The sequence below is a fragment of the Marinobacter salexigens genome (genome assembly GCF_002806945.1).
Classification (GTDB): domain Bacteria; phylum Pseudomonadota; class Gammaproteobacteria; order Pseudomonadales; family Oleiphilaceae; genus Marinobacter; species Marinobacter salexigens.
The window spans coordinates 577,062-589,505 of sequence record NZ_NIHC01000001.1; the positions used below are offsets into that span (position 1 = coordinate 577,062).

Genomic DNA, 12,444 nt, shown 5'->3' on the forward strand with positions numbered 1-12,444 from the left:
GGCTTTAAATCAAGAATCTGCGGCTCCCTGAAGCGGCCTACCTAAGCAATTGCAGTCTTTTTCTGTTTCGCAAACTCGGCAAAATAGCAAAGGCTATCCGGGTTGGCCATGGCGTCGGGGTTAGCAACGCTATCCATTGCAGCTCCCTGCAATAGCTTTTTAACCGGCAGTTCCATTTTCTTGCCCGTCAAAGTTCGAGGTATCTCAGTCACCTCGATTATGTCATTTGGCACATGTCGAGCTGAAAGGTGGGTGCGTATGGCGTTACGAATACGCTGATCAAGCGCGCTCGTTAACTCCACGCCTTCTCGTAGCACCACGAACAACGGCATGTACGGATCGCGACCCAGGTATTCCAAATCTATCACCAGGCTGTCGACAACTTCCGGGGCTTCTTCTACAACGCGATATATTTCGCTGGTGCCCATTCGAATACCCTGACGATTGATCGTGGTATCTGACCTGCCGTAAATGACTGCTCCACCACGGGGAGTTATCCGAATCCAGTCTCCATGTCTCCACAGCTTCGGGAATACGTCGAAATAGCTTTCGTGATAGCGTTGGCCATCGACATCTCCCCAAAAATACAGGGGCATGGATGGCATCGGTTTAGTGACAACCAGCTCGCCTACTTCGTTTTCTATGATCTTGCCGTTATCATCCATAGCGTAAACAGCTGTGCCTAATGTACGACACTGCATTTCACCTTCATAAAGTGGCATGATCGGACAGGAGCCTACATAAAATGCAGCGACGTCGGTGCCTCCGCTGATGGGAGCAATCAGTACGTCATCAAGCTGCTCGTTAATCCATTTGTATCCCTGTTCAGGTAATGGAGAGCCAGTTGAGCCAATGGAGCGAATTTGCTTGAGGTCCGCAATATTGTCGAGCTCAACTCCGGCTTTCAGGCAGCTTAGATAATATGCGGCGCCAGCTCCAAAAAACGTTATCTCGGCTTCTTCGGCAAATCGCCAAAGAGTCCCTAAATCGGGATATCCCGGATTACCATCAAACAGGCAGATGGTCGCTCCAACCAAAAGGCCGCTGATCTGACAATTCCACATAATCCAGCCAGTGGTTGAGAACCACATGTAGCGATCCTGTTTGCCCAAATCCAAGTGGAGGCCGTGGCCGAGCATGCCTTCAAGCAAGGCACCCCCGTGGCCATGAACAATGGGCTTCGGCATCCCTGTGGTTCCTGATGAATAGACTATCCATAGTGGGTGGTCGAAGGGCAGGTGCTCAAATTTCATTGGAACATCATGCCCCAATAAGTCGTCCCATAAGGTTGCATTCTCAAGGCGGGCTTCTGGATTGAGATAGGGTAGAAGAATCACGTTCTCTAACGTAGGCAGTTCGATTTTGAGGTTCTTCAGAATCTCAAGCCTATCGAATTCCTTTCCACCGTACTTGTAGCCGTCCACGGCTAGCAAGACTTTTGGGTCAATCTGGCGAAAACGATCTGTTACGCTGCGCACCCCCATATCGGGCGAGCAGCTTGACCAGATTGCACCGATGCTTGCACAAGCATAAAACGCGATGACTGCTTCAGAAATGTTAGGGAGGTAGGCAACAACCCGGTCGCCTGGCTCTACCCCCATTTGCCTTAAGGTAAATGCGACAGATGCGATCTGGCTGCGCATTTCGGCCCAGGAGATGGTTTCGGTCGGGCGTATTTCTGAACGAGAGATTATGGCTGCACGATCGGAATTTTCATGGTGAAAACGAAAAACCTGCTCCGTGAAATTTAGCCGGGCACCTTCAAACCATGCAGCGCCCGGCATTTCGTGACTGCTCAGAACGCTTCGGTAAGGGGTGGTCGATTGAATATCATAAAATTCCCAGAACGCTGCCCAAAAGTCCTCCAGTGACTCTACTGACCATTCCCAAAGGGAATTGTAATCACTGAAGTGCAGCGATTTTTTCTCGCCCAGCCAGTCCATGAAACCTTTGATTTGGCTCTGCTCGATGCGTGCCTGGCTTGGCTGCCACAGCGGTTTGGGAGTGACTGCTGTCATTTTAGAACCTCTAGCATATTGTTGTTGACGGGGGTGTGCGCACAGCTCGCTCCTTGGAACCCCTGCTCATAATGATTCTATGACCGTGCAACAGACATCGTCTGAACCGACGAAAAACACACACAGTCTACTTCCGCTGGCTAAATAAGAGGCCTGGTTGAGATGGGGTTTGTACGCCAGCGAAAGATTCGTCGCTTCCGACGATGTCGAAGAGTGTGATTTGCTTTCAACATGTTATGGCCGGTGCGAACTCCCGATGATTCAGTCTGGCGCACTTTTGCAACTGACTATAAAAAATTGAACGTATACAGGAGAATAACAATGAACTGTCCTAACATGCTTAGACGTGGAGTGCTTCCTGCAATTCTGGCAGGTATCGCTATGACCAGCGCTGTTGAAGCAAAGCAGCTGAGCTATGCAACCGGCTATTCGACAGGCTCCATTGGTGCTAAGGCCGCGGAGATTTTTGCGAAAGATGTTCAAGGCCACTCCGGCGGTGACCTGACTGCAAAAGTGTATGCGCAGTCGCTACTGAGCTTCAGCGAAATTCCGCCAGGTATTCGGGACGGTATGGCCGACAGTGGGTTGGTCTTGACACCGTACTTCCCGTCTGAGTTTCCAAGTACCAATCTCGCCACTGAACTCACAATGCTCATTGAAATGACCGGCGCACCCACGGAAAAGGTAGGTCTGGCCTTTGCCGGTGCGATGGCTGAATATGTTTTCTTTAATTGCCCAAGCTGTGTAAACGAATACAAGCAACAGAATCAACTGTTCCTAGGAGGCGGTGGGACCTCGTCATACTTCCTGATCTGCAACAAGCCGGTTAGAACGCTGGAAGAAATCAAAGGTAAACGTCTGCGTATAGGCGGTGCCCAATGGGCACGCTGGGCCAATGCAGTTGGGGCAACTCCTGTGTCTATCCCTCAGCACGAAACATACGAAGCTCTAAGTCAAGGTGTTGTGGATTGCAGTGTGCATTCTGCGCCTGAGCTAACCATCGTGAAGTTGATGGAAGTTACTTCTGATATGACTCCCAATATGCCCGGGGGTGTCTTCTCAGGGCTTGCCAATAATATCAATTTGGACGTATGGAAAAGCCTGGCACCCAGCGAGCGCAGCACGATGCTCCATGCTTCTGCGGCGCATGCCAGTGCTCTGAGCTGGGGTTATGCCCAGGCAGCGATCACGAATATGAAAACAGCCGAAGAGCAAGGAATTAAAATCCACGAACCCGATGCAGGTTTAGTGAAAGTAACCCGTAATTTTATCGAGCAGGATATCAAGGCTGTCGCTGCCAAGTATGCTGAGTCCCATAGCCTGGGATCGTCAGCGCAACTGGTTGAGTCATTTCGCACGTTGTTAACCAAGTGGGTAGAACTTGTGAAAGAAGTAGATAACAGCGAAGAGCTAACGCAGATTTATTGGGATGAGGTGTACTCTAAGGTTAATGTGGACACCTACGGACAATAGGATTCACCGTTTGAATTAGACGTTGCAAAAGCGCAGAGATTGCCAGTGGTCAGTCTCTGCGCCTATTGGCTTTACAGAAGTCTTATGTAAGTTCGCCCAATAATAGGGTCAAAACTTAACCCGCCCGTCTGTGACGCTATAAGTACCCTCTCCAGCCAGACCTAGCCAGTGTTGGGCGTTCGGGAGAGTAGTTGTGGTGTTATCCCTTTATCGCACCAGTTTTGAGCCGGGAGAAGGTTGCAGGTACAACGCCTAGCCATGAGGCAAGCTGGTTGTCCGGTACTCGCTTTACCAGCTCCGGGTATTCTTCAAGCAGCAATTGATAGCGCTCTTTGGCGGACATGGTGTGTTTGCGGAATTCCCGCATGCTGGTAAGTTCTGCCAATTCTTCAGTGAGCGCCATTGCAAACTTTGGCCAGATGCCATCGCCATGGGCGTGAATAGCGGTACGGAAAGCTGCAAAGTCGGCAACCCATACTGTGGCAGGTGTGACTGTGGTGAGACAGAGAGTGTTGCGCACTGTGCGGCTGCGGCCAAACACTGGCCAGACCATATCCCCTTCGGTAAAGAAATGGTGTATCGCGACCTTACCATTGGGAGCTTCTCTGAACAGGCGCATGATACCGTGCTGAATGAGATAAACATTCGCCCAGGGAGTATCGTGTTTTTCCAGCTGCGCTTCGGCATCTACCCTGCGCTGGTGAAATAATCGCGTCAGATCGCTTAAAAACCGGGTTTCAGGGGTGTCCTGATTATCGGCCAGTCTTATTCCAAATACGCGGCTCAGTCCATTAAGCAGGGCTGTTGATTGTGGCGCTGTCTCATACTGAATGATGTCTGGACTGTCGTCTCCCAGCATGCAGGGGGATGAGGACAGTTTGGGTCTCGAGCTGCGGGTCATTGGGTGGTCGCCATTGGAATATGTGTCAATTATCCTAACAGAGAGAGGCTACAGGAAATGACTTAAATCATTAAGGCTTTTTCATTCATTCGATAAGCAGCTTCAGAAGCTTTTTTCGGATCAGGCTTATTTGGAAAAAATCCCCCTCAGCCTTCAAGTGCCCAAGGCTTCAGCCGATAGCCACAGTTATAGTTGTGCTATAGGTATTACGTTACATCCCATTGTGGCGCTAATGGATCATTGGCCCTGAATAGGTTATTCGAAATATGAGCAAGCTTTCCCTTAAGTTCAAGCTGTACGCTTTGGTTATCAGCCTGTTGCTGGTGCTGGGTGTCAGCATGATGATTACAGCGCAGGTGTCTCTAAGCCAGATGGAGAGTCGCCTTACCTCGGAAACCAGCGCGCTGGTGCAAGGTATTGTGATGGATCGCTTGTCAGCGACCGCAGGCGAATACGGAGAGGAGGTCAGTGGCCAACTTACCGCAGCGCTGAAAACGCCCGAGGTGGTGAGCAGCATTATTGAAGAGAACATAAAGGCAGATAGCTCGGGGAGGCTCAGCAGAAGCGCCTTATCGGATACCGTGCGCGCGGTGCTGGTTGCAGAACAAGGGCTTGGTGGAATTTACGCACAGTTTGAGCCAGATGCCTACGATGGTCAGGATCGGTATTTTACCGGCGGAGTTGAAGAATACAGTAGCCCGGTCGGTACCCTGGAGATCTATTACTACCGAGACGAAGAGGGGCAGATCCACTTTGACCCCACCGAAGATGTTGCCGAGAAGTACGATGAAACCCTGAATGAGTTTGGCGCACGGGAATCGGAGTGGTACCTGTGCCCGATGGATACCAAAGCGGCCTGCGTTCTGGAACCCTACGATTATGAAATTGTTGAAGGCTACAGCGAATTGATGACAACTCTGGTAGTGCCGGTCATGAATGGCGCTACCTTTGCTGGCGTGGTTGGCGTTGATATCAATCTGAATAGCCTTCAGGAAACAGTTCAGCGGGTAAGTCAGCAGCTTTACAGCGGACAGTCACGGGTCACTCTGCTGAGTAGCCAGGGTTTGATTGTTGCAGCCAGCCACTATGAAGACGCCTTGGGCCGGCCCTTTACCGAGCGTGCTCCTGAGTTGGCAGGTGAGTTGATGGAGCTGCATCGTAAAGGCGGGCGCTATGATGATGGAGAAACACTGGCAGTGTCGTTTCCGGTGCGGCTGGCGGGCACGGGCAGCAGCTGGTCGTTGTTGATTGAATTGCCACGAGCCGCCGCCTTGGCTCAATTGGGCGAAATTACCGCACTGCTTGCGAATGAGATTTCAGCAACGGCTCAGCGTCAAATGTTTGTGGGCATAGCGGTGTCAATTCTGTCGCTACTGGGTTTGATTGTTATGGTTCGCTCAGTGATCCGGCCATTGGATGAGATACGTGACCGGATGAATAACCTGAGCAGCTCCGAGGGCGACCTGACACGTGAGCTTGTTATAGATACCCACGCTGAGCTGATTGATCTTGCCAGCGGGTTTAATACGTTCCTCGCGCGACTGCGGGAAATGATCACAGACCTTAAGGCGGTCAACGTTCGGGTGCACCAACAAGCGGCAGATGTTGGCGCAATTGCCTTGGAAACAGAAGAGAATACAGCAAGACAATACCGTGAAGTGGACAGCGTGGTTGCTGCAATGAATGAAATGTCGGCGGCGGCCAGCGAGGTGGCAGGTTTTGCGGGAGAATCGGCAGACAACGCTCGTCAGGCGCAGGACGGGATTCGTTTTACCCAGGAAACACTTGGCACCGCTGTTGAAGGAGTGGATGCCTTGGCTGGTGAAATGGGTGAAGCAAGTGAGGCCATTGGCCAGGTCGCCAATCGCAGTGAGGAGATCAATCGTATTTTGGATGTGATCCGAAGTGTTGCCGAGCAAACCAACCTTCTGGCGCTGAATGCTGCTATAGAGGCTGCGCGGGCTGGAGAGCAAGGGCGCGGGTTTGCGGTGGTCGCAGATGAAGTGCGCACACTGGCTTCGCGCACACAACAATCAACCGATGAAATCAGTCAGATGATCGAGGGCTTGCAGCAAGATGTGCATCAGGCCGTATCTGTTATCAATGGAGGTGTTGATCGGGCCACCAACGCCGTTGATGGCACTCGCGAGGCGGATCACTCATTGGCGGCCGTGGTCGCACGTATCGGAACGATTGTGGAGCATGTAACTCAGGTAGCAACGGCTGCGGAAGAACAAAGTTCGGTCAGCGAGGAAATTAACCGCAACCTGACCACCATCGGTGATGCCGCCAGCGATCTACGCGAACTTGCCCAGCGGGTAAGGAGCAGTGGTCAGTCCCTCGACCAGGAAGTTGAAATTCTCGACAGTGAATTGAACCGATTGAAAACCTGAGCCAGGTTGGAGCCACTGGTTCGCTAGTGGCTCGTTCCTTCCTCGTAATTTATCTTGTTCCACACATTGTATTTTCCCGAGGGTTTGTTCATCGGGATCCGCTTTTCTTCCTCCAGGGTATCTGCGTTGTAGACGATTACAGCGCCCTCGTTGTCCCAGATGCTCAACAAGAGTTTTTTACCGTAACGGTCGAACTCAACGTGGGCCGCGACTTTTCCTGGTGTGGGCTGGAGGGTTTTTACAATTTCCAGCGTCTTTTTATCAATCACATGGACTTTATCCTTGTTGGGGCCAAAGAAGACGTCTACCCAGGCGTAGCGTGAGTTTTCGTGGCTGCGCATGAAGAATCCGGGGCCGGCTGTTTCCAGGGTTTTGATCACTTTCCAGGTGTCCATGTCGATGATGGAAACCGCGCCTGCGCGGAAGTGAGGGGTCGCCATTACCCGTGTGCCCTGGTAGTCCCAAGTGATGCCGGAGCCCAAATGGGGCATGCCGGGCAGGGGTAGGTCGGCGGTGGTTTTTCCGGTATCCATGTTGATCACCAGGCCGTGTTTGCCATCACGCGCTGCGCCGATGAGGTGCTGGTAACCGGGGTCGAAGAAAAAGTCGTCAAGCCAGGTGTCGGTTTGCATTCTGCGTACCTTTGCCCGGTCGTTTTCTACGGTGATCTCCCAGGCTTCGGGTATGTCCTTCAACGCGGCAATAAAGCTGTCCCGGGGCGGAGCTGCGTAAACGGCGCTTACCCTTGAGCTTTCTTTGGCGTCGTTTTCAACCGGGATGATTTCCAGCAGCTCGAGATTGTCTGCATCGAACAAGACCAGCGTGTGGGGCAGGTAGTTGGCCGCCATTACGTGATCGCCATCGGCAGAGACAGCAATGTTACGCATGTTGATGCCCGCGCGGATTTCGGCAACCACTTTCAGATTGTAGAGGTCGTACTTGGTGATCCAGCCATCGCGGGAACCGAAATAAACGTAGCGGCCATCCGGGCTGTATTTGGGACCGCCGTGTAATGCGTAGCGGCTGGCGAATCGGTGGATGGGCTCCATTCTGTCGCCGTCCAGCAGGGTAACGTGATGGTCACCGATTTCCACCACCAGGAACAGGTTCATCATGTCGGCATCATAAACCGGCGTGTCCGGGAGCGAGCCGAACGGGTGCGGCAGCAAATGGCTGGTGGCAATTTCGTTTTTGCCCCAAACAGGTTCTTTTGCTGGTGGCTGGTAAATATATTCAGCCAGGGCGGTGATGGATTGGTCGTTCAGTACGTCGGCGAACGCAAGCATCTGGGTGGCGGGTCGACCTTTACGAATTGCGTCTTCAGCCTGATCTTTTTTCAGACGCGAGAGGTTGTCTGGCAGTAAGGCCGGGCCCATGCCGCCAAGCCTGTCGCTACCATGGCAGCTTGCGCAGTGTTGTTGATACAGAGCTTCTGTCTGTGCGTCTGTGTTGGCAGATATCAGGGGTGAGGCCAGCAGGCCTGCGGTCAGCATCAGGGTTTTCAGAGTCTGTTGCATCGAGTTTCCAGTTTGGAGCGTTGGCAATGGTTTTCAGGCTTGTAGTGCTTATGCGGGCCGTTGTGTCGCAGTGACAGCCGCGGGTGCAATTAATGCGCTGTTCCAGCCTGCCTGGGCGGGTTGCGCGAGTTTTTCAGCCAGCTGTACAACCTCGCCAACAATGATCAGTGTGGGTGGCTGGAAACCTTCCATTTTGATGGTTTCTTCAAGGTTTTTCAGTGTGGTTACGGCCATGTGCTGTTGCGGGGTTGTGCCACGCTCTATCAGCGCCACCGGGCAGTCGCCGGACTGGCCTTGGGCCATCAGCTCGCGCACAATCGTGGGTGCGTTGTGCAGGCCCATGTAAAACACGCAGGTCTGGTTTGGTGCCGCCAGAACTTTCCAGTTCAGGTCCAGGGCATGGTCAGCTTTGCGATGCCCGGTTACGAAGGTCACGCTGTGTGCGTAATCCCGGTGTGTGAGTGGGATGCCGCAATAAGAGCCGCAGCCGGCTGCAGAGGTAATGCCGGGCACGACCAGAAAATCGATGGCGTTATCCACCAGAAATTCGGCTTCTTCACCACCACGCCCGAAAATGTATGGGTCGCCGCCTTTTAATCGCACGACGCGACGTTGCTTTACCGCTAACTGCACCAGAAGCTCGTTGGTATCTTCCTGGGCTACGTAGTGACAGCCGCTGGCTTTCCCCACGTGGATTCGCTCGGCGGCAGGGTTCACCAGTTCCATGATCTGTGGCGACACCAGTCGGTCGTAAACGATGGCATCTGCCTGTTGAATCAACATCAGGGCTCGAAGTGTCAGCAGGCCGGGATCACCAGGGCCGGCGCCGACAATGGCAACTTCACCCGCTCGCAAGGGTTGTTCCGCCAACTGGAACTCTACCAGGCATTTCTTTCTCTGGCTGATGGTCATGATGCGTTCCTTACAGATTATTGACCGGGATTTCGACCACCGGGGCGGTAACGCGCCTGGGCATGTCGATAACACCAATCTCTTCGTTGGTGAGATAACAGCCGGGATCTTCCTCCCAGAAATCACCGGAAACGTTGTAAGCCCTGACCCGGGTGTTGCCGTTGCAGATAGCCAGGTATTGGCACTGGGCGCAGCGGCCTTTCACAGGTCGTGGTTTCTGCCGGAAACCTTGCATCAGCTCATCGCTGGCTTCTGACCAGATCCGTGAAAACGGCTTTTCACGTACGTTGCCAAGGTTGTAGTCCCACCAGAAGGTATCGGGATGCACAACGCCCAGGTTGTCGATGTTGGAGACGTTCTGGCCTGAGGAGTTTCCGCCCCAGTTAACCAGCCGCTGTTCCAGAGCCGGTACCTGATCCGGGTAGTGTTCCGCTGCCCACTGGAGGAGGAAAGGGCCATCGGCGTCGTTGTTGCCTGTGACGTATTCCCGCTCGATGCCGCGTTTCAGTTCTTCGTGGCAGTGGTTGAACAGTAGGTTCATGGCATCCCGGGTCATGTCATACCAGGCATCGCGCTTGCGGTTACGACCACCTCGGCCGGAGTAGTTCAGGTGCGAGAGGTAGAATTTGTCGATGTCATGCTCGTCGAGCATTTTCAGCATGTCTGGCAGCTGAGCAGCGTTGTCCTGGGTGAGTGTGAAGCGCAGCCCCACCTTGATGCCCACATCCTTGCACAGCTTGACGGCTTCCATGGAGGCAGCAAAGGCACCTTTTTTCTGGCGGAATTCGTCGTGGGTTTTTTCCAGGCCGTCTATGCTGATGCCCACGTAATCGTAGCCGGCATCGGCAATCTGCTGGATGTTGTCTTTGGTAATCAGGGTGCCGTTACTCGACAGGCCCACGTAAAAACCCATGTCTTTGGCGCGGCGTGAAATGTCGAAAATATCCGGCCGCATTAATGGCTCGCCGCCGGAAAGAATCAGCACAGGAACGCCGAAGGCTTTGAGGTCGTCCATCACCGTGTAGACTTCATCGGTACTCAGTTCACCTTTGAAGTCGATATCGGCAGAAATCGAATAGCAGTGTTTGCAGGTGAGGTTGCAGCGACGGATCAGGTTCCAGATCACCACCGGGCCGGAGGGTTTGGGGATGGCTCTCACCGGGGCCGGATTCATCAGGCTTTTTATGTAGCGGGTCATTCTGAACATAGTGCTTCCCCTTGCGTTATTTGCGCAGCCGCAGGCCGGTTTTCTTCAAAATGGCCGAGCTGTAAAGAATGGTGTGCTGCTGGCAATCTGCGCCCAGCACGGCACGAATCCGGGCCGCTTTGTCCTCTACTTCTTCCCGGGTGGTGCCGTGCACCATGGCAAACAAGTTGAACGACCAGTAGGGCAGGTGGCGCGGGCGCCGATAGCAATGGCTTACAAAAGGCAGTTCACCGATGGCGGCGCCTAGCTCAGCGATGCGATCATCAGCAACGTCCCACACGGTCATGCCGTTGTATCGATAACCCAGGCGGTAGTGATCGGGCACTGCGGCAACGCGGCGTATTACGCCGGCTTGTTGCATAGCCTGAAAGCGGGCAAGCACCTCGTTGGCGTCCATGCCCAGCTGCTTGCCTAACTCAGCCCATGGGTCGGATACCAGGGGCAGGCCGGCCTGGGTGGCAAGAATCAGTTCGCGGTCGCGTTCTGTCATTGCGAAGTCTTTTGGTGTTGCCGCATCAGACAGTGAAGTGGAGGTGGACATGGAACTCCTGCTCCTTTGGCATGTTGTAAACCGGGTAGCCGGTGGTGTCTTCTATGGCTCTGATGGTGCTGGCAATGGCGCTTTGGGTTTCAGTTGCCAATACAAACCACATGTTCAGGTCGTGCTCACGACGGTAGTTGTGAGCCACTTCATCAAAGCTGTTTACCTGCTCGGTAACCCGTTCAAAATCCGCTTCTGGAATGCGCATGGCGGCCAGCGTTAGAGCGCCGCCCATTTCGCCGGCGTGGAACATGGGGCCAAAGCGAGTCAGTACGCCTTCAGAGAGCAGTTTTTTCACTGTATCGAGGATTTGCTGCTCTTTGAGATTCAGCTCATCTGCAACAGCCGCGAAAGGGTGGCGAACAAGGGGTAAACCGTGTTGTAAACGGTTTATCAGGACTTTCTCAATCGGGCTCAGGTCTGCAACCGGGGCCAGGCGTCGGGATTCAGTCGTGGCTGACATAACGCCCTCCACGCTGCCGGTAGGCTTTGTTACTGAACAACACGGCATGCTGAATATGCTGAAGGTTGTGGTCTGCAATCAGGCTGTCGAGTTGTGCCAGTACGCGTTCGCGATTGGTTCCATGAATCATGCAGAAAAGGTTGTAAGGCCAGTCCGGAAGTCTTCTGGGGCGTTGGTAGCAAAGAGTGATAAATGGTACGTCGGCCATGGTTTTACCCAATGTACTTACTTGTTCGTCGGGAACGTCCCAGACCACCATGGCGTTGGCGGTGTAGCCCAGGGTGCGGTGTTTTACCACAAGCCCGAAGCGTTTGATCAGGCCCTGCTCCTGCCACTGGGAAATGGCGCTCATCACTTCCTGTTCGGAGAGGCCAGTGCGTTCGGAAAGTGCCAGATAGGGGCGGGGTACAAGCGGTAACCCCTGCTCGAGTTGCTGTCTTAGGCGTAACAGCCCCCAGGCACTTATCTCGCTTATAGCTGAGTTCGGAGAGCCCACGGCCAAATGGTTGGCTGATAAAGGCTGGCTCATGGCAAAGCCTCCCAGTCGATGTCGAAGCCCAGGTCAATGTGATAGCCCTCAACCATGGGTAGGCGAAGCATGGGCAATTTCAGTTCCTGTTCCAGTTCGTCGAGATGCTCATCCAGCAGTTCATAATCCGGCGCGGTCATGACAAACCAGAGGTTGTAGGTGTGCTCCCGGGCGTAGTTATGATTTACCCCCGGAGCACGATTGATGCGGGCAGCTACCAGATCCATTTGCTCTTCCGGCGCTGCCACGGCAGCCAGCAAGCTTGCACCTGCCCGGCTGTGTTCAAACACCGGCCCGACCCGGCCGACGACATCGCGAGACTGTAACGATTGCAACCGCTCAATGACCTCCTGCTCGGAAATGCCCAGTTGCCGGGACATCTCCAGATAGGGTCGCTCACACACCGGCAAGTGCCGTTGATAGTGATTGATCAGTTGCTGATCCGTATGATCCAGTCTCATGGCTCGTCTCCTCCGGGTCGGTGCCGGGA

The 12,444-nt window shown here is 53.6% G+C and carries 11 protein-coding genes; 2 read left to right on the forward strand and 9 right to left on the reverse strand.

What is annotated here, in order from left to right:
• Nucleotides 1-41: 41 nt before the first annotated feature.
• Nucleotides 42-2,018, reverse strand: a complete 1,977-nt coding sequence (locus CDH47_RS02685) for an acetoacetate--CoA ligase (protein ID WP_100638275.1) — start codon at nucleotides 2,016-2,018, stop codon at nucleotides 42-44.
• 381 nt (nucleotides 2,019-2,399) lie between these two features.
• Here CDH47_RS02685 and CDH47_RS02690 point away from each other — a divergent pair, with 381 nt between their 5' ends.
• A complete protein-coding gene (locus tag CDH47_RS02690) occupies nucleotides 2,400-3,491 on the forward strand; it encodes a C4-dicarboxylate TRAP transporter substrate-binding protein (RefSeq protein WP_161494471.1) in 1,092 nt (363 codons plus the stop codon).
• Nucleotides 3,492-3,690: 199 nt separating this feature from the next.
• Here CDH47_RS02690 and CDH47_RS02695 read toward each other — a convergent pair whose 3' ends face one another.
• Entirely contained in the window at nucleotides 3,691-4,392 is a 702-nt protein-coding gene (locus CDH47_RS02695; RefSeq protein ID WP_100638277.1) for a Crp/Fnr family transcriptional regulator, read from the reverse strand.
• A gap of 266 nt (nucleotides 4,393-4,658) precedes the next feature.
• On the opposite strand from CDH47_RS02695, the gene CDH47_RS02700 reads away from it, so the two are divergent.
• Nucleotides 4,659-6,785, forward strand: a complete 2,127-nt coding sequence (locus CDH47_RS02700) for a methyl-accepting chemotaxis protein (protein WP_100638278.1) — start codon at nucleotides 4,659-4,661, stop codon at nucleotides 6,783-6,785.
• 23 nt (nucleotides 6,786-6,808) lie between these two features.
• Here CDH47_RS02700 and CDH47_RS02705 read toward each other — a convergent pair whose 3' ends face one another.
• From CDH47_RS02705 to CDH47_RS02735, 7 genes are read right to left on the reverse strand one after another with little or no spacing between them, the layout of a single operon-like run.
• A complete protein-coding gene (locus tag CDH47_RS02705) occupies nucleotides 6,809-8,302 on the reverse strand; it encodes a nitrite reductase (protein WP_100638279.1) in 1,494 nt (497 codons plus the stop codon).
• Nucleotides 8,303-8,350: 48 nt separating this feature from the next.
• Nucleotides 8,351-9,214, reverse strand: a complete 864-nt coding sequence (gene cobA, locus CDH47_RS02710; RefSeq protein ID WP_100638280.1) for a uroporphyrinogen-III C-methyltransferase — start codon at nucleotides 9,212-9,214, stop codon at nucleotides 8,351-8,353.
• Nucleotides 9,215-9,224: 10 nt separating this feature from the next.
• Entirely contained in the window at nucleotides 9,225-10,421 is a 1,197-nt protein-coding gene (gene nirJ / locus CDH47_RS02715) for a heme d1 biosynthesis radical SAM protein NirJ (RefSeq protein WP_100638281.1), read from the reverse strand.
• A 16-nt stretch (nucleotides 10,422-10,437) separates the two neighbouring features.
• Nucleotides 10,438-10,962: a siroheme decarboxylase subunit beta gene (gene ahbB / locus CDH47_RS02720; RefSeq protein WP_100638282.1), complete on the reverse strand. Its 525-nt coding sequence runs from the start codon at nucleotides 10,960-10,962 to the stop codon at nucleotides 10,438-10,440.
• Complete coding sequence (locus CDH47_RS02725; RefSeq protein ID WP_100638741.1) at nucleotides 10,937-11,380, reverse strand: Lrp/AsnC family transcriptional regulator; 444 nt, start codon at nucleotides 11,378-11,380, stop codon at nucleotides 10,937-10,939. Before CDH47_RS02725 ends, ahbB (CDH47_RS02720) begins: the two co-directional genes overlap by 26 nt.
• A gap of 28 nt (nucleotides 11,381-11,408) precedes the next feature.
• Nucleotides 11,409-11,954, reverse strand: a complete 546-nt coding sequence (gene ahbB, locus CDH47_RS02730; RefSeq protein WP_161494472.1) for a siroheme decarboxylase subunit beta — start codon at nucleotides 11,952-11,954, stop codon at nucleotides 11,409-11,411.
• On the reverse strand, nucleotides 11,951-12,415 hold the full coding sequence (locus CDH47_RS02735) for an AsnC family transcriptional regulator (RefSeq protein ID WP_100638283.1): 465 nt from the start codon (nucleotides 12,413-12,415) through the stop codon (nucleotides 11,951-11,953). Before CDH47_RS02735 ends, ahbB (CDH47_RS02730) begins: the two co-directional genes overlap by 4 nt.
• Between the last annotated feature and the right edge of the window lie 29 nt (nucleotides 12,416-12,444).

Coding starts and splice junctions, on each gene's coding strand:
- CDH47_RS02685 (WP_100638275.1), bottom strand. CDS start 2,018: ATGACAGCAGTCACTCCCAAACCGCTGTGGCAGCCAAGCCAGGCACGC.
- CDH47_RS02690 (WP_161494471.1), top strand. CDS start 2,400: ATGACCAGCGCTGTTGAAGCAAAGCAGCTGAGCTATGCAACCGGCTAT.
- CDH47_RS02695 (WP_100638277.1), bottom strand. CDS start 4,392: ATGACCCGCAGCTCGAGACCCAAACTGTCCTCATCCCCCTGCATGCTG.
- CDH47_RS02700 (WP_100638278.1), top strand. CDS start 4,659: ATGAGCAAGCTTTCCCTTAAGTTCAAGCTGTACGCTTTGGTTATCAGC.
- CDH47_RS02705 (WP_100638279.1), bottom strand. CDS start 8,302: ATGCAACAGACTCTGAAAACCCTGATGCTGACCGCAGGCCTGCTGGCC.
- cobA (WP_100638280.1), bottom strand. CDS start 9,214: ATGACCATCAGCCAGAGAAAGAAATGCCTGGTAGAGTTCCAGTTGGCG.
- nirJ (WP_100638281.1), bottom strand. CDS start 10,421: ATGTTCAGAATGACCCGCTACATAAAAAGCCTGATGAATCCGGCCCCG.
- ahbB (WP_100638282.1), bottom strand. CDS start 10,962: ATGTCCACCTCCACTTCACTGTCTGATGCGGCAACACCAAAAGACTTC.
- ahbB (WP_161494472.1), bottom strand. CDS start 11,954: ATGAGCCAGCCTTTATCAGCCAACCATTTGGCCGTGGGCTCTCCGAAC.
- CDH47_RS02735 (WP_100638283.1), bottom strand. CDS start 12,415: ATGAGACTGGATCATACGGATCAGCAACTGATCAATCACTATCAACGG.